The 21,556-nt window shown below is 38.0% G+C and carries 22 protein-coding genes; 13 read left to right on the top strand and 9 right to left on the bottom strand.

From position 1 onward, the window contains the following. Positions 1–5 precede the first annotated feature (5 nt). Together SFC25_RS08925 and SFC25_RS08920 are read right to left on the bottom strand one after the other, a co-directional pair. Complete coding sequence (locus SFC25_RS08925) at positions 6–401, bottom strand: cupin domain-containing protein (protein WP_411214937.1); 396 nt, start codon at positions 399–401, stop codon at positions 6–8. Between the two features lie 4 nt (positions 402–405). Next, positions 406–741: a carboxymuconolactone decarboxylase family protein gene (locus SFC25_RS08920; protein WP_411214936.1), complete on the bottom strand. Its 336-nt coding sequence runs from the start codon at positions 739–741 to the stop codon at positions 406–408. 317 nt (positions 742–1,058) lie between these two features. Between SFC25_RS08920 and SFC25_RS08915 the strand changes: the two genes are divergently transcribed. Next, positions 1,059–1,574 (top strand): DoxX family protein, encoded by a 516-nt coding sequence (locus SFC25_RS08915; protein ID WP_411214935.1) that lies wholly within the window; start codon positions 1,059–1,061, stop codon positions 1,572–1,574. Positions 1,575–1,627: 53 nt separating this feature from the next. On the opposite strand, the gene SFC25_RS08910 is transcribed toward SFC25_RS08915, so the two are convergent. Beyond that, positions 1,628–1,897, bottom strand: a complete 270-nt coding sequence (locus SFC25_RS08910) for a hypothetical protein (RefSeq protein WP_411214934.1) — start codon at positions 1,895–1,897, stop codon at positions 1,628–1,630. Positions 1,898–2,200: 303 nt separating this feature from the next. Here SFC25_RS08910 and SFC25_RS08905 point away from each other — a divergent pair, with 303 nt between their 5' ends. Next, positions 2,201–2,857 (top strand): FusB/FusC family EF-G-binding protein, encoded by a 657-nt coding sequence (locus SFC25_RS08905; RefSeq protein WP_411214933.1) that lies wholly within the window; start codon positions 2,201–2,203, stop codon positions 2,855–2,857. A 17-nt stretch (positions 2,858–2,874) separates the two neighbouring features. Here SFC25_RS08905 and SFC25_RS08900 read toward each other — a convergent pair whose 3' ends face one another. Further along, complete coding sequence (locus SFC25_RS08900) at positions 2,875–3,318, bottom strand: Lrp/AsnC family transcriptional regulator (RefSeq protein WP_411214932.1); 444 nt, start codon at positions 3,316–3,318, stop codon at positions 2,875–2,877. Positions 3,319–3,441: 123 nt separating this feature from the next. Here SFC25_RS08900 and SFC25_RS08895 point away from each other — a divergent pair, with 123 nt between their 5' ends. The 3 genes from SFC25_RS08895 to SFC25_RS08885 all read left to right on the top strand — a co-directional run bounded on the left by SFC25_RS08895 (position 3,442) and on the right by SFC25_RS08885 (position 4,862). Then, positions 3,442–3,858 (top strand): carboxymuconolactone decarboxylase family protein, encoded by a 417-nt coding sequence (locus SFC25_RS08895; protein WP_411214931.1) that lies wholly within the window; start codon positions 3,442–3,444, stop codon positions 3,856–3,858. A 110-nt stretch (positions 3,859–3,968) separates the two neighbouring features. Next, the gene (locus tag SFC25_RS08890; RefSeq protein WP_411214930.1) at positions 3,969–4,277 is read left to right on the top strand and encodes a DUF2087 domain-containing protein; all 309 of its coding nucleotides are present in this window, start codon (positions 3,969–3,971) and stop codon (positions 4,275–4,277) included. A 75-nt stretch (positions 4,278–4,352) separates the two neighbouring features. Next, complete coding sequence (locus tag SFC25_RS08885; RefSeq protein ID WP_411214929.1) at positions 4,353–4,862, top strand: GNAT family N-acetyltransferase; 510 nt, start codon at positions 4,353–4,355, stop codon at positions 4,860–4,862. 86 nt (positions 4,863–4,948) lie between these two features. On the opposite strand, the gene SFC25_RS08880 is transcribed toward SFC25_RS08885, so the two are convergent. Both SFC25_RS08880 and SFC25_RS08875 read right to left on the bottom strand, forming a co-directional pair. Then, entirely contained in the window at positions 4,949–5,155 is a 207-nt protein-coding gene (locus SFC25_RS08880; protein WP_038558255.1) for a DUF4305 domain-containing protein, read from the bottom strand. 6 nt (positions 5,156–5,161) lie between these two features. Continuing rightward, a complete protein-coding gene (locus SFC25_RS08875; RefSeq protein ID WP_411214928.1) occupies positions 5,162–5,890 on the bottom strand; it encodes a CPBP family intramembrane glutamic endopeptidase in 729 nt (242 codons plus the stop codon). 267 nt (positions 5,891–6,157) lie between these two features. Between SFC25_RS08875 and groES the strand changes: the two genes are divergently transcribed. The 8 genes from groES to SFC25_RS08835 all read left to right on the top strand — a co-directional run bounded on the left by groES (position 6,158) and on the right by SFC25_RS08835 (position 17,924). Further along, positions 6,158–6,442, top strand: coding sequence for a co-chaperone GroES (gene groES, locus SFC25_RS08870; protein WP_411214927.1), 285 nt, complete (start codon positions 6,158–6,160; stop codon positions 6,440–6,442). A gap of 52 nt (positions 6,443–6,494) precedes the next feature. Beyond that, positions 6,495–8,126, top strand: a complete 1,632-nt coding sequence (groL, locus tag SFC25_RS08865; RefSeq protein ID WP_411214926.1) for a chaperonin GroEL — start codon at positions 6,495–6,497, stop codon at positions 8,124–8,126. 793 nt (positions 8,127–8,919) lie between these two features. Continuing rightward, positions 8,920–10,839: an N-6 DNA methylase gene (locus SFC25_RS08860; RefSeq protein ID WP_411214925.1), complete on the top strand. Its 1,920-nt coding sequence runs from the start codon at positions 8,920–8,922 to the stop codon at positions 10,837–10,839. Positions 10,840–10,857: 18 nt separating this feature from the next. After that, positions 10,858–11,505 (top strand): hypothetical protein, encoded by a 648-nt coding sequence (locus SFC25_RS08855; protein WP_411214924.1) that lies wholly within the window; start codon positions 10,858–10,860, stop codon positions 11,503–11,505. A gap of 147 nt (positions 11,506–11,652) precedes the next feature. Then, complete coding sequence (gene hsdR, locus SFC25_RS08850) at positions 11,653–14,028, top strand: EcoAI/FtnUII family type I restriction enzme subunit R (RefSeq protein WP_411214923.1); 2,376 nt, start codon at positions 11,653–11,655, stop codon at positions 14,026–14,028. Positions 14,029–14,064: 36 nt separating this feature from the next. Continuing rightward, entirely contained in the window at positions 14,065–15,534 is a 1,470-nt protein-coding gene (locus SFC25_RS08845) for a class I SAM-dependent DNA methyltransferase (RefSeq protein WP_411214922.1), read from the top strand. After that, complete coding sequence (locus SFC25_RS08840; RefSeq protein WP_411214921.1) at positions 15,535–17,016, top strand: restriction endonuclease subunit S; 1,482 nt, start codon at positions 15,535–15,537, stop codon at positions 17,014–17,016. A gap of 338 nt (positions 17,017–17,354) precedes the next feature. Further along, complete coding sequence (locus SFC25_RS08835; RefSeq protein WP_411214920.1) at positions 17,355–17,924, top strand: sce7726 family protein; 570 nt, start codon at positions 17,355–17,357, stop codon at positions 17,922–17,924. Here the strand turns inward: SFC25_RS08835 and SFC25_RS08830 are convergent. The 3 genes from SFC25_RS08830 to SFC25_RS08820 form a co-directional block, all read right to left on the bottom strand. Next, positions 17,886–18,950, bottom strand: coding sequence for a beta family protein (locus tag SFC25_RS08830; protein WP_411214919.1), 1,065 nt, complete (start codon positions 18,948–18,950; stop codon positions 17,886–17,888). The two genes, SFC25_RS08835 and SFC25_RS08830, sit on opposite strands and share 39 nt — an antisense overlap. 816 nt (positions 18,951–19,766) lie before the next feature. Beyond that, the gene (locus SFC25_RS08825; RefSeq protein ID WP_411214918.1) at positions 19,767–20,471 is read right to left on the bottom strand and encodes a hypothetical protein; all 705 of its coding nucleotides are present in this window, start codon (positions 20,469–20,471) and stop codon (positions 19,767–19,769) included. A 17-nt stretch (positions 20,472–20,488) separates the two neighbouring features. Continuing rightward, complete coding sequence (locus tag SFC25_RS08820) at positions 20,489–20,896, bottom strand: helix-turn-helix domain-containing protein (protein WP_411214917.1); 408 nt, start codon at positions 20,894–20,896, stop codon at positions 20,489–20,491. Between the last annotated feature and the right edge of the window lie 660 nt (positions 20,897–21,556).

The raw sequence follows: 21,556 nt of genomic DNA, 5'->3' as shown, positions 1-21,556 counted from the left end.
GATGCTTACAGCTTGTTGTACCACTCATCTTCCACAGGTTCCAGCCACTCTGTCTGACCTGGTGAAATAGCTAAATGAACGAACCAGCTATCCTTCGTTGCACCATGCCAATGCTTTACATCAGCTGGTATATTTAAGACATCGCCTTTTTTAAGCAACTGTGCAGCTTTGCCTTCTTCTTGGTACCAGCCCTCGCCGCCTGTAACGAGAAGCACTTGACCAATCTTGTGGGAGTGCCAATTATTGCGTGCTCCCGGAGCGAAGGTGACATTGCCGATTGGTGCATTGACTGGCTTTTCATCCGTATATATCATGTTCAAATAGGCATCGCCGATGAAGTTGTTTTCAACTTTATTCCCTAATTCAAAAATAGTGCTGTTGCTTAAATTTTCTTTTGTCATATGTTTATCCTTCTTTCGTATCTTCATCAAAGATTTTCTTCGCGATATTAAATGCAGACCAGGCTTTCGGCCATCCGGCATAAAAAGCCAGATGTGTAATAACTTCTGCAATTTCTTCCTTCGTTAAGCCATTTGCTTTTGCTTTCTGGAGATGCGGTGTCAGCTGCTCCATATTTCCGCCTGCAAGCAGGGCAGAAATGGTAATCAAACTGCGATCGCGTGGTGATAATTCCTGTTCTCTTGACCAAACCTCCCCAAAAAGAACATCATCATTCAGTTCTGCGAATTTCGGAGCGAACTCTCCTAATAAATCCCGTCCTGCTGTTTGTTTTTCAGCCATTTCCATGTCTCCTCTCAGTCTTGTTTTCGTTGGTTCTTTCTTTACGCTACACCTTAGAGTCGACTCCAAGTCAAGATATGAATCTGCGAAATGTCGCTGGAGGTGATCGGATAAAGAAGAGCATTTGAAACAGCATTTTACCCACGTTCACAAAACTGTAAAAGGAATATTGCGAATTTGTGAAAACGTTCACAAAATTGAGCGCAAGCTTATCTTTTCGCTTATACTACAAGTGTAGAAGGAAAAGCGCTAATCCATCTCAATCTAAATATGTGAAATGTTTAACAAACTATTTTCATGGATGGAGTGTGGAAAAAATGATCATACAGTGGATTCGAAACAGTAAAGCAGCGGCGGGACTATGGGCAGTTATCCGAATTTACCTTGGCTATACGTGGCTGACTGGCGGACTGGGCAAACTGACAGGTGGGGGATTCGATGCGAGTGGCTTCCTGCAAGGCGCAGTCGCACAAGCCGGCGGAGATCATCCAGCAGTGCAAGGCTGGTGGGCTGTCTTCCTGGAACAAGTCGCATTGCCAAACGCAGGATTGTTCAGCTTCCTCGTCATGTGGGGAGAAATACTTGTCGGAATCGCACTTATTCTCGGCGTCTTTACCAACTTCGCAGCACTTATGGGAATAACAATGAACTTTGCCTTCTTGTTCAGCGGCACTGTCAGCACAAACGCACAAATGGTCTTGCTGACTATCTTCCTGCTAGTCGCAGGAGCTAATGCCGGACGATACGGCCTGGATCGCTGGGTCATGCCATATCTAAGAAATCATTATCCAAAACATACACCGAGAACACCAACGAAGCCGATTGCTTCTTAAGCAGAAAAAGAACCTACTTCATCCGAAGCAGGTTCTTTCCTTAAGATCTGCCATTATTCGTATGAGGAAAGAGCTTGCTCAATAGCATTGTATGCTTCACCGAATGAAGCCGAAGAAGAAATATCACCTGCGTGCTCTAACTGGTTTCTGGCATGCTGCGCATGCGTTAACGAACGAATTGCATCGTGAAGCATAGTTCCTTTATCTCCATACTGGTCGATAGCTTTTTCCAGCAACTCTATACTGCTTGTTAGATCATTTGAGTCAGGATGGTCAAAGGTTCTTTCTAAATTATCCTTTACTTGCTGCAGTATTTCTTTCATTCTGGACACTCCTTTATCATTGATCGAGGTTATTCTGCTCATAAATTCAAGGGTTATCCGGAGATTAACGGTTATGATGTATTGCCAAGATTTCCATTCTTGTATATTCTGGAAGCGGAGGTGATACCTGATGGCAACTGAGAGGAATGCTCATGCGTCAGAATTTGTAACAGCTCATGCAAAGCCTATGGTGAAAGGCGATACTTTGTGTGAGAAGTCTGTTTACTAATCGCCATTGTATCCTTTTCTGTCCGGGCTTTGCACTTATCTAAGCACTCAAAAAGATAAGGGAGCGAACAGAAAATGGATAAACGGAAAATCACGGAACAAGCTTTTATTCGGAATGACCAATATAACTTCATCGCCCGGCAGGTATCTCATATCATCCATGCGCATGCGTCGGTGAATCATAAGGATACATTGGATGGTGTGAAGCTCCATGCTTTTTCAAAAGTAGAGGAGATGCTGCCGGAAATGAATGATGTGCAGGAAACACTTCTTACTTGTCTGCTCGAAATAGAAGATGAAATAGAAGCGGAGGCATTTCTGTCTGAGTTGAGGCAGTATGTCATACCATTTCGACGGGTCTCGAAGAAAACGGTGGAGAAGCTGTTTCCGAAAGCGAAAAAGCTGCAGATGCCAGATATTGATGGAATGGATTTTAAGAGATTGTCGTATATCGGATGGTTCGACACGCGTGCACATAAGCAGCACTTGATCGTAGAGTATCAAGGCAAGCTGAGAGGCATTTCCGGTGTCTTTGATAACAGCAGTACGCAAGGGATCTGTACATTATGCAACAGTTTGGATGAAGTGGGCTTGTTCGTCACAAGGGTCAAGAGCGGAAAAGAGACCTATGTGAATAGAGGGAACTATATATGCAAGGACAGCCAGGCATGTAATGAAAAGCTGACGGATAGAAGGAAAATAGAGACTTTCCTGGATTATCTGTTTCAGTAGGGAAAAGAGCAGACTTGTCAGTCTGCTCTTTTTTTGTTTGTATTCATTTCTACCTGTGAAAAGATGAAGTGTGTCACGGTCACAGCATAGGAAGCAATGGAATCAATGAATTCCTCCACCTGTGCAAAATCCTCGAATCGCATTTTCAGCATAAAGCAGGCATTGCCAGCAATCCGATAACAGAAATCCACATTATCCAATGCTGCGATATGTGCCTTGAATCCACTATAATTTCCATTCTGCATTGTTGCTTCCATGATGCATTGTACTGGCTGACCTAACTTTTCATGGTCGATTTCCAGTGTATATCTTTTGATCACACCGTGGGACTCCAATTGCTGCACACGTTCTCTTACAGAAGGAGAAGATAAATTAATCCGTCGTCCGAGTTCGCTCATGGATAGACGGCTATTTGCCGTTAATTCCGCTAGAATTTTTCTATCTGTTTCATCTATTTTCATTTTTAAAAACATCCTCCCTAAATTCATTAAAAAGAATAAGTTGCAGTCGAACAACGCCTTAAAATCTATATGTAAATGGGCGGACAGAATACTTATATTAAATATATCGAAGGAGGAGAAGTCATGGCAAGAATTACAAAATCGAAATTTGGAAAAACAAGCTTCACAAAATTATTAGGACATAACCTGGAGATCATGACCGCCTGGTCGGAACTAGCCGATATCTTAGAGAAGGATAGGAAGCTATCCAAACATTTGAAAGAACAAGTAAGGCGTACATTAGCTCAAAACAATGGTTGTGCTTACTGCAAAGCGAAAGGAAAACCAGATTTGGATTTGTTTGATGAGAAAACGTCTGTAGCCGTAGGATTTGCGACAGTCTTTCAAAGCCATCATAAAGGGGAAGTTCCGGATTCATCCTTTGCAATACTGAAGGAGCATTTTACAGAAGCTGAAATCAGTGAACTATGTGCTTTTATCTGCTTTACCACTGCACAGCAGTATTTTGGGGCGATGATGAAGCTCGAAGCGGAGAAGTAAAACGACGACTGTATCGAAGGTCTGTCCTATCCTTTTATTGCCAATTGGATCCCTCTTGTATATTCTGGAAGTAGAAGATGCGGTAATAAGGAAAGAGGAGTTGAACGATCTTGAAATACAGCTTTACAGAAAAAGAAAGAAATCAAGTAATCTCTAATTTCATGAAAGACGGGAAAGTTATCAGTTTACCTGCGAAAGAGAAAAAGAAATATATCTTATCCTCTGAATTCACAAAGAAATTCGAGGCAGGAAAAATGTATTCCGAGCAGGAAATTAACGAGGAACTTCTGACTATGTTCTCGAAAGACGATTATGTCGAGCAAAGAAGATATCTAATAACTTTTGAATTATTTAAAAGAACAGCAGATGGTACACAATATTGGTTAAATCGGGATGATATGGATGAGGTTGCGAAATAAATCTAATCTATAATTATTAACTAACATAGCAGCATGTCAGTCATCAATTGCTCACATTCTTCTAAGGAGGCAATTATGATACATATAACGCTAGCAAGTCCAGACCATGTAGCAGGTATAGTCAAAGTGTGCAGTGATGGCTACTGGGCCACGTACAAGGAAACACACTCGGAAAAATACATTCAAGGAATCATTGAAGAATTTTATAACCACGATAGAATCCTAAAAGAAGTATCCGAAGTGAGCAGAGATTGGGGCGGGTACTTCGTTGCACTCGAAAACGGGGAAGTGCTGGGGGCTATCGGCGGTGGCATGATCGGAGATGGTATTGGAGAGGTATTCGTGCTGTATCTAGATCCTGATCGACGCAATGAGGGGATAGGAACGAAATTGCTGGAAGCCCTCACCAAACAGCAAAAGGAACAGTTTGACGCTACGGAGCAGTGGGTATCTGTAGCAAAGGGCAATCAGAAGGGAAAACCTTTTTATGAAGCAAGAGGGTTTGTCGTCCAGCATGAGAGACCTGGTTATCATGATGTTGAGGGAGAAACTTATCCTGCCTTGAGATATTATCGGAAGATATAGCATATCCTGTATCTGTGGCGTGGCAAGCTTACATAAGGAACAGAAGCGAGGGAACGAAAAAACCAGCCTCAATCGGCTGGTTTTCCTCATTTTTTGTTATTCATTTTCTTGATTTTGAAATAAAGGCTGAAATAACGGAACGATGTGTAAAAATCAAATGCAGCGAATACTGCAAGTAAGATGCTGAAAATCGTCCAGTCTTTTGCTGCCTGTACGTCATGAATGGCCCAATAGACGAAGAAGACACCTATTACAAGGTAAAGTATCGCGGCGGGCAATGGCGAACGTATCATAAATTGTTATCCTCCAAAGATGATCATTTGCATATTTTCTAGCTGCTTTTGCATTCTTTCTATTTCTTCCATTCTTTCCGGGGTGAGATAGAGCTGAATGATGACAACCATCAGGTTCATTAAGCCATGTGTGATGATTGGTACGATGATTCGCTTTGTCTGTACATAAAGAGCTGCAAAGACGACACCCATGACAAAGTACTGCAGTAGGTGTAAGAAATCTCCGTGTACGGCACCGAATACGAGTGCGGAGATGAGTACTGCTACGAAGAAGTTTGTTCGCTTATAGATTTCGCCGAATAGTATCTTACGGAAAATGATTTCCTCCAATATTGGTGCGAAGACGACGACAATTAGTACGAACGCTGGAACCTCCCTGACAGCATCCAGGATGTTGGACGTGTTTTCTGATCCTTGCGTGATACCGAAAGCATACGTCTCGATCAAGCCTGCAATGATTTGTCCGGCATAAGCGCCAAAGAAACCGATGATGATCCAGACAATCGTCATTCCAGGACCAGCAGCGTTTCGCATCGCCGGTGTACGCATGTCCCTGCGCAGCAAAATGCAGACGATAACGACAGCGAGAAGGAAGCTAATCACACTCCACCAATATGAAACAGTTGCCAAATCAAATCCTTGATCATCCATCCAAGGAACGAAGGGCAAAAGCAGGAAAGAGGAAAGCTGCATTACAATATATGTCAATATGACGAACCAATAACGTGCTGGCAATATAACGACTCCTTCCGCCTTACTTATGTAGTTGGCATCTTACGTATTTTAACATAAGAAGCAGGGAAGTATGTAGCGGTGCGCATTGTAATTGCCTTGTTAATTCATCCAAACCCTGGCAGGAGAAAAGCGTAATTCGTCGAACAACTATCAGAGTGTCATGCTTGCATTCCGTTTTCGTTTTGATTATTATAATAACTGTGTTAGCACTCCACTAACTCGAGTGCTAAAAATCAAATTATCGATTATATAAGGAGGGTTTCTCACATGTTGAAGCCACTAGGCGATCGTGTCGTAATTGAACTTGTAGAGCAGGAGGAAAAAACAGCATTTGGTATCGTGCTTCCTGAATCTGCAAAGGAAAAACCGCAAGAAGGTAAAGTTGTTGCCGTCGGTAGCGGTCGTGTAACCGATAATGGAGAAAGAGTTGCGCTGGAAGTTTCAGAAGGCGATCTAATCATCTTCTCTAAATACTCTGGTACAGAATTGAAATTCGAAGGTAAAGATTACTTAATTCTTCGCGAAAGCGACATCCTTGCAGTAGTAGGATAATCCGAAGAACAGATTGATATAACATAGAAGATATATTAGGAGGTTTTTATTCATGGCTAAAGATATTAAGTTCTCTGAAGACGCTCGTCGTTCCATGCTGCGCGGTGTGGACACACTTGCTGATGCTGTTAAAGTAACACTCGGACCAAAAGGCCGCAACGTCGTATTGGATAAGAAATTCGGTTCTCCGCTAATCACAAATGATGGTGTGACAATCGCAAAAGAAATCGAACTAGAAGATGCATTCGAAAACATGGGTGCGCAGCTTGTATCTGAAGTTGCTTCCAAAACAAACGAAATCGCTGGTGACGGTACAACTACAGCGACTGTCCTTGCACAAGCAATGATCCGCGAAGGTCTTAAAAACGTCGCTTCTGGTGCGAACCCAGTAGGCGTACGCCGCGGTATCGAAAAAGCTGTTGATGTGGCTATCAAGCAACTTAAAGAAATCTCTAAACCAATCGAAGGCAAAGAGTCTATCGCACAAGTAGCGGCAATCTCTGCAGCTGACGAAGAAGTTGGTAAACTAATCGCAGAAGCAATGGAGCGCGTTGGCAACGACGGCGTTATCACAATCGAAGAATCCCGCGGCTTCAACACAGAGCTTGAAGTTGTAGAAGGTATGCAATTCGATCGTGGCTATGCTTCTCCTTACATGGTTTCTGACCAAGATAAAATGGAAGCAGTTCTTGAAGATCCATACATCTTGATCACAGATAAGAAAATCTCCAGCATCCAGGAAGTACTTCCTGTGCTTGAGCAAGTTGTACAGCAAGGCAAGCCTCTATTGATGATCGCTGAAGACGTAGAAGGTGAAGCACTTGCAACACTTGTTGTGAACAAACTGCGCGGAACATTCAACGCTGTAGCTGTCAAAGCTCCTGGCTTCGGTGACCGCCGTAAAGCAATGCTAGAAGATATCGCGACACTAACTGGTGGCGAAGTGATTACAGAAGACCTAGGTCTTGATCTGAAGAACACACAAATCACTCAGCTTGGCCGCGCTTCTAAAGTTGTTGTTACAAAAGAAAACACAACAATCGTTGAAGGTAACGGCAACCCAGAAAACATTTCTTCCCGCGTAGCACAAATCCGTGCACAAGTAGAAGAAACTACTTCTGAATTCGACAAAGAAAAACTACAAGAGCGCCTAGCGAAGCTTTCTGGCGGTGTTGCAGTAATCAAAGTCGGTGCTGCTACTGAAACTGAATTGAAAGAACGCAAACTACGCATCGAAGACGCCCTTAACTCTACTCGCGCAGCAGTAGAAGAAGGTATCGTAGCCGGTGGTGGTACAGCTCTAGTCAACATCTACAACCACGTTGCAGGTCTTGAACTAACTGGCGACGAAGCAACTGGTGCGAAAATCGTCCTTCGTGCAATCGAAGAACCAGTACGCCAAATCGCACACAACGCAGGCCTTGAAGGATCCGTCATCATCGAACGTCTGAAAAAAGAAGACGTTGGTATCGGCTTCAACGCAGCAACAGGCGAATGGGTAAACATGCTTGAAACAGGTATCGTTGACCCAACTAAAGTAACACGCTCCGCACTTCAAAACGCAGCATCCGTAGCAGCTATGTTCCTAACTACGGAAGCAGTAGTAGCTGACAAGCCAGAAGAAAACGCTGGCGGCGGCATGCCTGACATGGGCGGCATGGGTGGAATGGGCGGTATGATGTAATCATCCGCTTCACTATTTAGGTATATAAGGGTTTTATCTATAATAGTAGTGGAACGTTCACATATCGAAAATGTGAAACTTTTACGGAGGCTTCTCATGAGTTTAGTAAACTTGTGGGAAGCTTCTTTTTCATTTCTGTGTAATATGGAGATAAATAATTTTGTAATTAGGTCATTATAATGGGCGAAATCTTCACATTCTAATCATGAGAAACGTAAGTAAGCCATTGCTAATTGGGAAGTATGTGTATGGCCTTGAGCACGTAATGGTAACCCTATGTTAAGCCCTAAGATCAAAGTAGACCGGCCATCCTATTTTGGCGGTATTAAAAGCATTCATTACTATTCATCAACGTTTTCATTGTTGTTTTCTAATTTTTAAAGTAACCAACGTATAATTAAAGTATTGTTTGTAGTTCTGTTATTAAATATAAACTAATGCACCTACCAAAAGAGAAATTACAAAAAAACTAAAAAAGAATTTAAAATACCTTTACAAGAATCTTCTAGAATGGTATATTATCTATACAGGAGTTACAAACCAAGAAAATACACAACATATGATTTTAGCGAGGTAGACTGTGTAGTGTTGTTACAAGTACTTGTTCGTATATAATGTGTGCGAAGTAAAAAAATCTTAAAAAATATACCCGTATCTGTTACAAATCTAAGAAGCAGAGGGTATTCATGAGCCACTAATTGAGCGATTGAAGTATCTAATAAAGTCTTTTTTTTGCATTTTATATGTAAAGGAATTGAAAATACCTTTTCGAAGAATCTAGGAGGATGAAATTATGATTAGAGATAAGGCACTTACATTCAGTGGAGAATTGAAAAGTCAGTTTGGAAAAAAAGAGGTTGAGGGAAGTCTTGCGGTAGAATTATTTAAACTGCATGCGCTACTTTTTGCAATGGAACATTCAAAACATGAAAAAGAACTAGTTAAAATTGCGGGTAGAGAAGAACTACGAAATAATCCGGGGGACGTAAAAGGTACATTGAAAAAACTTTATCATATGCTTGAAGCCCTGGAACCAGCATTAGCAGGAGTGTTTTTGACAAAATCCTTTAACGGTATTGAAGAAGGGACTCTTTACAAAATCATTGTCCTGTTTGAAAGATACGGATTAACAAACGAAGAGTATCGTAATAAAGATGCAGCTGTAGAATTTCATAATACTTTAATTGAAGAGATATTTGGAGGATTAAAAGGATTTGATTTCACTCCCAAAGGATTAATTCAATTAATGGTGCAGTCTTTAAAGTTAAGTGGAGGATCTATATATGATGCAACGGCAGGAATTTCAAATATCATGGTTTCTGCCTATGAGAATGAAAAGGAACAAGGGTTACAAGTATCCGTTTTTGGTCAAGAGATTAATGAAGAACTCTTCATTATCGGAAAGCTAAACTTGTTTTTGAACAACATCCTTCCTGAAAAGGGCGATATTAAGTTAGGTGACACGATTAGAGAGCCAAAGTGGTTAGAAAATGACCGGCTTAAACAGTTTGACTATGTACTTATGAATTTTCCATTTGGAGTTAGGGACTGGGGACATGAATTTGCTGTTAATGACCTATACGATCGATTTGATTTGTACGGTGTCCCACCAAAGTCTCAAGGAGACTATGCATTTATTCTGCATGCCCTAGCATCCTTAAAAAGTACAGGAAGAGCAGCAATAATTGTACCATTTGGAACTCTTGTAAGGGGAGCAGTTGAAAGGAAAATTCGGTCAATCTTATTAAAGGATGATGTAATTGAAACAATTATCTCACTCCCCACCAATTTATTTAGTGGAACAGGAATTCAAGTTGCTCTTCTTATCTTAAATAAAAACAAAACTAGCGATAAAAAAGGAAAAGTACAGTTTATCAACGCTGAAGGTGACTATGAAAGAACTAGAACACAAAAGTTTTTACACCAAGAACACATTTCTAAAATAACAGCTAGTGTAGAGGCGTATGAAAACAAAGAAAGATATTCAAGAATTGTTTCAATCAATGAAATCGCGGATAACAACTTTGATCTCAATCCTTCGCTCTACTTTGTAAATATTGAACTTGAAACGGAGCTAGGTAAGATTGTTTTCAATAAAAGGAAATACGAAACAGAAACACAATCATTAGTTAGAATTGATAAAATTTCTGAAATTATAAGGGGAGTCAACCTGCCAAGTCGTAGACAAATGGAAATGCCAAATGGGGAAGTTTATCCTGTCATTCAAATACGAGATATTGAAGATGGGGAAATAAATGTCAAAAAAGTTGATAAGTTTCCTATTCAAACAAGAGATATAGATCGAGTAACAGCTAAACCAGGTGATATATTGGTTTCTAGTAGAGGTACTCAGCAAAAAATTGCAATAGTACCAGAGTATGAGGGTGAATTTTTAGTATCTAACATGTTTATTATTATTCGCTTATCCTCTAGTAGTGAAGTGAGTCCCTACTATATTAAACGATTCTTAGAGAGTCCAGTCGGTCAGTATTATTTTGAAGTAAATCAAAGTGGCTCAGTAGCTACAGTCTTAACTCCAAATGATATCCGATCCATAGAAGTACCGCTCGTTTCACTAGAACAGCAAAACAATATGGTTAAACAATTAGAAGATGCAGATGATTTAATACGTCAAGCATATGAAAACAGAAAGAAACAATATTTAGATGCTTATCAAAAGCTGGGTTTTGGGGCTGCGATAGAGAAGAAATAAGGTGGAGGAAAGTAACTTATGAAAAAAAGAGAATTAATAGAACTCAGAAACAGTTTACGTAGACGGGGATTTTGGATTGATATTATTGAAAGAGAACTGGTCCTAGATAGCTGGTTTTCTAAAACAAATTATTATGAAATGATTTCTCTTCTCTCTTCACATAAAGTTTCTCTAGAAGCAGGAAATAGAGGAGTTCGTGTTAAATCGTATTTCTCTATCCCAGATAATATTCTGATTCAAATAGAAACAGCTACTGGAGATGACTTTAGGGTGCTTATCGATAAGGATCTATTACCTAAGCGATTTCAAGATACTTCTAGAAATAGTCTTTCAATCTTTGAGTTAGATTACGGTATAGCAAGTTTGGTTTTCTCTTTAAATAAAGTCGGTTTGTATACTTCTATGAGTTGTGATGGACATGGACGCTTAGAAGCGAAATTGTGGTTTAACGGAAATCAAATAGAGGAAATTCGCGAGCTCCTAGTAATGGCTAATCGTGAAATTAGCTTTGCGTATGATTGGGACGTGAAAAAAGAAGCTGTGGGATTTGTACTAATAGGAAGGAGACGCTTAACCAGTGATCAACTGGATGTTGGTAAAGTACAAGATGATGCGTTTGCTTTTTCGGAGTACTTAATAAATACTTACTCCTCATCTATTACCTAATTATTTTAAAATTTATGTAGGTAAAAAGGTGTATAATAGACGTGAATCAAGTAGATAGATTGTGGAATTGAACTCAACATGGAGACTGAAGGAAATTTGAAATAGAGTAATAGGTTCTGCAAAAAAATTGGTGAAGGGGCTGAGTTAATGGGAAAGAGAAGTTTATCTGAAGAAGATATTAAAGCTAGATATATAACACCGGCAATTACTAATGCAGGCTGGGATATAAATAAGCAAGTCAGACTTGAATACGCGTTTACAGCTGGTAGAATCATACTTCGTGGAAATGTAACTGCCAGAGGTAAAAAGAAAAGAGCAGACTATGTACTTTTTTACAAAAATAACTTTCCTTTAGCAGTTATAGAAGCCAAAGATAATAATCATTCGGTAGGAGCAGGTTTGCAGCAAGGAATCGAATATGCGAAAGCACTAGACGTATCCTATGTTTACGCTTCTAATGGGGATGCCTTTGTCGAGCAGAACTTGATTACCGGTGAAGTAAGAGAGGTAAGACTTGAAGATTTTCCATCGCCAGAAGAATTATACCAAAGATACTTAATTGATAAAAATATAAATGAGGCTGAAGAAAAGGTTATCTCAGAGCCTTATTATTATGTGCCTAATTATAAAACGCCTAGATATTATCAAAGGGTCGCAATCAATAGAACAGTTGATGCGGTTGCTAAAGGACAGGAACGCGTTCTTTTAGTTAGTGCCACAGGTACCGGTAAAACTTATATGACCTTTCAAATTATCTATAGGTTGTGGAAATCCGGTTTAAAGAAAAGAATCCTTTTCTTAGCAGACCGGAATGTACTGGTTGACCAAACCATTTCGGGAGACTTCAAGCCTTTTAGTGGGAAGATGGCGAAGGTGAAAAATAAAGATCTCGACAGTTCCTATGAGATTTATTTAGCTCTTTATCAGCAGCTTACTGGTGACGATGGAGAAGAGACTTTCCGTCAGTTCCAGCCGAATTTTTTTGATTTAATCGTAATAGATGAGTGCCATAGAGGAAGTGCAAAAGAAGAATCAGCATGGAGAAAGGTTCTAGATTATTTTTCATCGGCTACTCACATTGGTTGTACAGCAACGCCAATAGAAACAAAAGGGGCTTCCAGCCAGACTTACTTTGGTGAGCCCATTTATGAGTACTCATTAAAACAAGGAATTAACGACGGCTTCTTAGCGCCTTATAAAGTCATCAGAATTGGATTGGATCGAGATCTCGAAGGATATCGACCGGAAGCTGGAAAAGTTGATAAACATGGTTATGAAATTGAGGATAGAGAGTACAATGTAAAAGATTTTGAACGGTCTCTTGTGATTGACGATCGCACACGAGTGATAGCATCTAAAATTACAGAGTACTTAAAGAAAACCGATCGCTTTAGTAAAACCATCGTATTCTGTGTGGACATCGAGCATGCTGAGCGTATGCGGCAAGCACTCATTAATGAAAATAAAGACTTGTATGCGCAAAATGATAAATACATTATGCGTATAACGGGGGATAACGATGAAGGAAAAGCGCAACTAGAACATTTTATTGATGAAGAAAGTGTTTACCCAGTCATTGCAGTAACTAGTAAGCTTATGACTACTGGTGTTGATGCCAAAATGTGTAAATTAATTGTTTTAGAAAATAATATCAATAGCATGACCGAATTTAAGCAGATTATTGGTCGCGGTACAAGACTTCTTGAAGAATACGGTAAGACCTACTTTACCATTATGGACTTTCGAAATTCTAGCCGACTCTTTGCTGATCCTGCATTTGATGGTAGACCTGAAGTGGTAATTGATATTGATGGTAGTGCTCCCGTGGATGAACCAGAGCCTCCTACAGATGAAGAAGAAAGCGGTGGAGAAGATTCTGGTAATGAAGGTGTTAGAGAAGATGAGGGTGAGTATGGCACTGGAGACACACCACCTTTTAATGATGAAGGTGAAGATAAACCTCGCAAATATTATATAGGTGATATTATTGTTAAGGTACTTTCAGAGAGAGTCCAATATGTTGATAAAGATGGAAAGCTTATCACTGAAAGTTTGATAGACTACACAAAGAAAAATATTCTAGAGCAATATGCAAGGCTAGATGATTTTTTGAGAACTTGGACAGCATCCGAGAAAAAACAAGCTATCATTGATGAATTACAAGACAGTGGTGTACTGCTAGATGCGGTCAGAGAAGAGTTGGGAAAAACAGAACTAGATGATTTTGATCTCATTTGTCATTTGGCTTACGATAAACAACCACTGACAAAAAAAGAGCGAGCGGAGAATGTAAAGAAACGCCACTATCTATACAAGTACTCAGATATTGCTCAGCAGGTCATTGGAGCTCTTCTTGATAAGTACGCTAATGACGGCATTAAAGAAATTGAAGACACAAAGGTACTTCAACTAAAGGAATTTGCCCAAATTGGTAGTCCAATGAAAATAGTCAAAGCCTTTGGTGGAAAAGAAAAGTATTTGAAAGCAGTAAAAGAACTAGAGAATGAAATTTATTACGCATAAGTAGAACAAACAACAGAGATAAGGCAGGGAATAATTATGGCTAATAGTAACTTTGTAAAAAGAATTCAAGGTGTCATGCGAAACGACTCAGGCGTTAATGGAGATGCACAGAGAATTGAGCAAATCGTGTGGATTCTTTTCTTGAAAATATACGATGCAAAGGAAGAAGCATGGGAGCTTTATGATGACAATTATACGTCCATTATTCCAGAAGAATTAAAATGGAGAAATTGGGCAGTTGATAAAAAAGATGGAGATGCTCTTACAGGAGATTCTTTACTGGATTTTGTTAACACCAAACTGTTTCCAGCGCTTAAAAACTTAGAAATTGATGAAGAAACACCAATGAGTCAAATTATTGTGAAATCAGCTTTTGAAGATGCCAACAATTATCAAAAAGATGGTATACTGCTTCGTCAAGTGGTTAATATCATTGATGAGATAGACTTCACAGAATATAAAGAGCGTCATGAATTTGGTGCAATCTATGAATCGTTCCTTAAGGACTTACAAAGTGCAGGAAATGCTGGTGAGTTCTATACGCCGAGAGCTGTGACAGACTTTATGGTAGAGGTAGTCAAACCGGAATTAGGTGAAAAAATTGCTGACTTCGCTTGTGGTACTGGTGGTTTCTTGACATCTGCTTTATCTGCATTGGATAAACAAGTTGGTAACTCTCTTGAAAACAGGGGAATCTATAACAAGTCTGTATATGGAATTGAAAAGAAAGCATTGCCGCATCTGCTGAGTGTAACCAATATGTTAATACATGATATTGATGATCCAGATATCCTTCATGGTAATGCATTAGAAACAGACTATAAAGAACTTCGAAAAATGGCCCCTTTCGATATTATTCTAATGAATCCTCCTTATGGTGGAAGTGAAAAAGAGAGCGTTAAAGTCAACTTCCCGATGGAACTGAGAAGTTCTGAAACAGCTGACTTGTTTATGAATGTGATTATGTATCGATTGAAGAAGAATGGTAGAGCAGCAGTCATCATTCCTGAGGGCTTCTTGTTTGGAACTGATAATGCCAAGTTCAATATCAAGAAGAAGTTATTCAGTGAATTCAATGTTCACACAGTAATAAGGATGCCTCATAGTGTTTTTGCCCCTTATACGTCTATTCGGACTAATATCTTGTTCTTTGATAACAGCAAACCCACGGAGGAAACTTGGTTCTATCGTGTGGATATGCCAGAAGGCTATAAGAACTTCTCAAAGACAAGACCGATGAGGCTGGAACACTTCAATGATGCCATGACATGGTGGGAAAATCGAGAAGAAATTGAAGTTGACTTTTATCCAAAAGCAAAGAAATATTCCATCAATGAAATTGTAGATCGAAGCTATAACATTGATCTTTGTGGCTTTCCTCACGAGGAAGAAGTGATTCTAGAGCCAATGGATTTGATTCAAGAATATCAAGAGAAGCGAGCCTCTCTTAATGCTGAAATCGATCATGTGTTAGACCAGATTACTTCTATGCTTGGAGGTAATTAAATGAATGCACAGGACTTGAAGAACAGTATCCTCCAGCTTGCGATACAAGGAAAACTTGTTGAACAGAGAAAAGAAGAAGGAACTGCAAAAGAACTGCTTGAGCAGATTAAAGCAGCAAAAGAGCAGTTTATAAAAGAGAAGAAGATTAAAAAGCAAAAAGCACTTTCAGAGATAACAGAAGATGAAGTGCCCTTTGATATTCCAGAAAGTTGGGTATGGGTTAGGTTTGGTGAAATTGTAAATGTTGTATCAGCTAGGCGTGTCCATCAATCTGATTGGAGAAAGGAAGGCATTCCTTTTTACAGAGCTAGGGAAATTGGTAAATTAGCTGAGTTTGGTAATGTAGATAACGAGTTATTTATTGACGAAGAATTATTCAATAAATTTGCGGAATCTGGAGTACCAAAGGCAGGAGATTTAATGGTTACTGCTGTAGGAACTCTTGGCAAAACTTACATAGTTAAAGATGATGATATATTCTACTATAAAGATGCAAGTGTAATTTGTTTAGAAAATTTTTACGATGTGTCCTCAGAGTATATTAAATTAATTATGGAATCAAAACTCATGGAGAAACAAATAAAAAGTAATTCAGGAGGTACAACAGTATCGACATTAACAATGGTGAGGATGAATATGTACTGTCTGCCACTCCCCCCACTGGAAGAACAAAAGCGTATCGTAGCAAAGATCGAAGAGCTCATGCCTTATGTGGATAAATACGATGTAGCTTATTCAGAAGTGGAGGAGCTGAACAAGAAGTTTCCGGAGGATATGCAAAAGTCTACTTTGCAATATGCGGTCCAAGGTAAGCTGGTTGAACAGCGTGAAGAAGAGGGTACTGCTGAAGAATTATATCAGCAGATTCAAGAAGAAAAGAAAGTGTTAGTTAAAGAAGGTAAAGTTAAAAAACCTAAGAAACTCATGGAAATTACAGAAGATGAGATTCCATATGATATCCCTGAGAATTGGAAATGGGTTAGACTTGGAGATATTTTTGAAATTAATCCTCGAAATACTGTGAATGATGATACTACTGTATCCTTTATTCCAATGACATTAATAGAAGATGGATATAGAAGTGAATTTTCATTTGAAACCAAGTCTTGGGGTGAAGTGAAGAAAGGCTACACGCATTTTAGAGATGGCGATATAGTGATGGCAAAGATAACTCCATGTTTTCAAAACTTAAAATCTGCAATAATGTTAAATCTTGAGAATGGTGTAGGAGCTGGTACAACAGAGCTTCATGTACTAAGAGCTTACAATGATATATGTTTGGAATTTTTCTTGTGGTTTATCAAAAGTCCTATTTTCGTTTCAACTTGTGTAACCAAGATGACTGGAACTGCAGGACAACAAAGAGTTGGTACAGATACAATTACAAATTATGTTATCCCTCTGCCACCACTCGAAGAACAAAAACGAATTGTTGCAAAGATTGAAGAGATGCTACCTCGATGTAAACAACTAGTTAAGTAGAAAGATCACCGGAAAATTCTCAAAATATTAGTCGTAGTTATTTTTAATTCCATTTTTTAATATTTTTTACAGACATGGAAAAAGCCTTATACCAAGACGATAATAATAACTATTTCACTGCATTGTACTCCCTGATTATTGGGCGGAATGATCTGAGTCCGTCTTTATAAGAAAAAGCGTCAAACCTTAGGATTTGACGCTTTTTTAGAACTAAGAACTAAAGATATATTTTGATTTCTTATTGGCTTCAGTGTTCTAGGCGAAACCTTTTATGAATTTTAGTATTGTTATCTTGAAAATGGTTTTATTTAGCAATATGATGTATTTGGGTGATAACTATGGAATTATTGAATGACTTGCAGGTGAGGAAGTTGCTCACAAATGAATTATTTAAGGTGTATGGTGATTGTAAAGAGACAAGAATTATTAATGAGCTTGGTTTAGATTTTGGTGCAGCTAGAGTTGACGTAGCGGTTGTAAACGGAATTATGCACGGTTATGAGATAAAAAGTGATGTGGATACACTCAAGAGATTACCGCGTCAGATAGAATATTACAACAGAGCATTCGAGAGAATGACAATAGTCTCTTCTAGAAAATATCTTTCCCAAGTGAAGACCCTCGTACCAGAATGGTGGGGTATTAAGATTATTAGTGCGGATCAATCAAGACTAATCAACGTGAGAAAGGGACGCCGAGTTTCGTATCAAGATCCTGAAATAATAATTAAATTATTGTGGAAAAAAGAGCTTGAGGGATTGATTGATTATTTAGGTTTACCTAAATCTTTGAAGAAAATGAGAAAAAAACAGCTCCTGTCTTTTTTACAAGCAGAAGCCGATTTTGGTGTAATTAAGACTTATGTCTATTCAACGCTCAAGGGTAGAAAGGACTGGAGGGAAACTTGATAATTGAGCAATAGTGGTCTCAATGTGGTGATTTACGCCAATTGCTATAGGTGTCTGATGATCTCCTATGGTAATTTTGTCGTCAGCACATTTTTGGATTTCGCCGTCACCAAAAGAAAAATCAGAGCCAGGGTAGAAATCCTGATCTACTAATTCCTGACATACTTCATAAAAGGTAAACTCTCCGTCATCCCCAATAAGTTTAGATTTTGCTATCCAATAATCAGTTTCGGTGCTATAAAAAATCTTCACATAGGAATTATAATGGTTAAATCCTGTTAGAACTTCCCCTTTTAATCTTGTTGTATAATCTCCAAATCTTAAGTCGGGGTATTGTACCTTCAACTCAAGAAATGTACTGAATTCTGTACGTGGCCCAATCATAGTAAGTGAATGTGGATCGGCACCACTGGCATTATCTGGACAAGCTGTTGCTAAGTAAACTATCTCCTTATGATGAATTCTGGAAAAATCTTCGATTGCATTCTGAAGCCTTCTTAATGTCGTCGGCTGGTCGAAAAAATCTAAGATAATTGTCACTTCATTATTTCCAGATACTGACTCTAAATCAGACATAAGTTTTTGAACTACAAATCGATTAAATGATTCTTGAAAATCATGACACCTAATTCTAATTGCAATTTCTTCATAGCTGGATTGAAGAACAGCGTGAATTAGCCAATCTGGTGAATCGTGTTGAAAACAAGGGATTAGATCTAATTCCTCATCTTGCATTTTCCCCAGGCAATGTTGCACTAAATTTTCACCCGTAGTAGATGAAGTGAGCGGTTCTTCTTCTCCAAGCTCTTCTAAAGCACAGTTAAAATCATAAATAAACTTAGTATTTTTCACACGTTCCTTTAAAAATTTGCCTAGTGTTCTGAAAGAGGCTTCCCAGTTCTGTACATTTGTTCTTTTAATCCTTTTTGATTCAATGATAGGAATTAATTTGTTACGGGACTCATCTTTTAATTCCCTTAGAGCCCTCATTTCATTGTTGGAATTTTTTAATAATGGATAATACATTAGATCCTCCTCTTGGAAATATTGTGGTACATAGATATCTTCTATTTATGGTTTAAAAGTCCTTCTTTTTATGTATATTTTGTTTAATAATGTTATTACGTGGTATAAATTGACGTGTCTTGTTAATTTACTCTGTGAAAACAATTACCTAATTCAAAGATTGTTCCTTGTGCAATTGGGCTCTCTTCTTGACTTTGAAGTTGAAGCAGTAATAGCTTTCCAGCTAGATGGTGGCAACCCTGCATAGTTGGCAGGGTGGAATATGTTTTTTTTGTAAGAAATATAAAACACATCGCAACGCTAATAATTAACCGCTCTAATGATAGAAGTATTTTTTGTGACTGTTTTAATAAATTAAGACTACTCGGGGGCTGTCAATATTTTTTTTTAGGAAGGAACCATCAATTGAAATATTATGAATAAAGCAATTAATCCAACCTAAAAAAAGGAGAAGTTAAATGAATTTAAAAGATATGGAGAAGATAATTAAAGAAACAACAAAGATATTCTGAATATGTATTAATTGAACTAAAAAAATATATGAAGAAAGATATAATATCTGAGATTGACGGGTCAAACATCTTACAAAAACATGTATTGGAATTTAGATTCAATGGAAAAAACTCGTTTCTTTAAAGAAGGATTTCTCAGACGAAGATGTGGATTTTAAATCATTATTTTAAATCAATATTAAAATTAAAACTTAAGGACCATGATAAAAATTAGCACTAAACTATATTATAAAAAGAGAACTTAAATGGAATTGCTAAAAACTACAAATATAAGTATATTTGTAGTTTTATTGCATGATATATTTTAGCGCAACTTGTGGTTTAAGGCTGTAATTTTGTTAATGTGATTAGGTATTGATGATAGGACCCCAGGAATCTGTTCATTAAGATCAATTTTAAGGTAAGCGTTCTGTGATTTATCTATATCTTTGGCAACATTAGGATTGTGGTTACGTTCAATATCTATAAATCTACTGTAGCCCCTTATTGTATCCTCTCTTTGATCACTGACCTCTGGATAAACGTAGCAGGTACTCTTAAATTTTAAATCATTGTATCGTCCTATAAAGAAAGATTGAGTTGTACTATTGTAGAACAAGATGTGGATAAATTGTCTTGTTTCGAGTGGTAATGAGTCATAAGCTGCAAATGAGTCAAAGTTAAAATGATATATATTATCTGCATTAGTAGTTGTTTTTAATTCAATCATATGCCAAATGTTATCTACAACTGCAATTAAATCTCCTGCTTTGAAAATAAAATTAGCATTATGGATATTATTGGAGAACCTTTTTAACAATTCTTGATAGAAAGGATTGGTATTATAAGCAGCACTCCAATGTAAATTGTAATCTTCTTCCGAGGAATTACCATACTCTCTTATTACATTTCTCAATGGATTAAGTTCTTTGTCGAGTACGTATAATGGAGTTTTAAAGTAGTGATAATTATTATTTAAAAGATATTGTATTACCTCATCATGTAATTTTGCTCTATTTAATGTTTTCATATTTTTATTCTCTCCCTTTAAATCAACTTTTTCTTAATATTAATTGCTTCCTTTTTTAAAGATAAGATTTTGGCTTTATATTCGTGTATCATTTGTTCATATTTTAATATTTGTTCTTCAACTCTGTAAATTTCTTGTATATGACTAGTATTCGTATTTTCCCCTTTGTTTTCTTCTCTTCCAATTAAACCATTTACTTTTTCCATATAAGTTTGTACTAATTCTGTACCTTTTTTTTCTTCTATCACTTTAAGAAGAGGGGAGTTTTGGCTATGCTTTTTACTGAGATAATTTTTTAAATCTGATTTCTTCACAAGATAACTTTTTCCATTTTTTTCGGCTGTTAAATCTCCCGACCTAATCCACCTCCGAACTGTTTCTACTGATACATCAAGCAGATTGCAGATTTCTGTGATAGTAAACATGATTACCTCCCATACACTACATTTGTTGTTTTTATTATAATTAAGACGACAAATGTAGTCAATATAAATTGGAAAAATATTTATCTTAAAGTACATGTTTAAAGACAATAGACATTTATCTCGCCTAGAAGTAAAGAGTGGAGTTAATTTGGGGTTAAATAGGATGGTTAATAAAAAACTGGATGAAGAACTTGGGGTAAATGGTTTATGATGATTGCCAACTGCTTCAGGAATTTAAAGTTTACAGGAACCTTATCTTTTAACAGTAATGAAAAAGAGACACCTGTGCGTTAGTACAGTATCTTGGTACTGCTTATTTAATCTTACAGTATTTGCATACGCATCATTAGATGACTATTTTGTCGCATAATCCGGCATAATGTCGGTTAGTTTCTCTCTTAGGATGACATCTTGGTGCTTCGCCACGGGCTTATGCTTCTCTTGTTTTGGTGTGATATTCCGCTTCACCTTTTTGTTTTTGTACTTCTACTTGCTGCTGTTTCAGTTTAACGTCGTTTTCACGTTCTTTCTGGCGCAATGTGAATTCACTTTCTTGTTCCTGTTCTCCGATTTCAAGTCATTGTTTTTCGATACCGTTTCCCAATTCTCGGATTTGCTCTAGGTCCATTCATATCGATAAAGCATTTACTGAAACTGGTA

Source organism: Terribacillus saccharophilus (assembly GCF_046592595.1).
GTDB classification, from domain to species: Bacteria; Bacillota; Bacilli; order Bacillales; family Amphibacillaceae; genus Terribacillus; species Terribacillus saccharophilus_C.
Note: the sequence above shows the minus strand (reverse complement) of the source record. Positions and strands in the feature narration are given on the sequence as shown.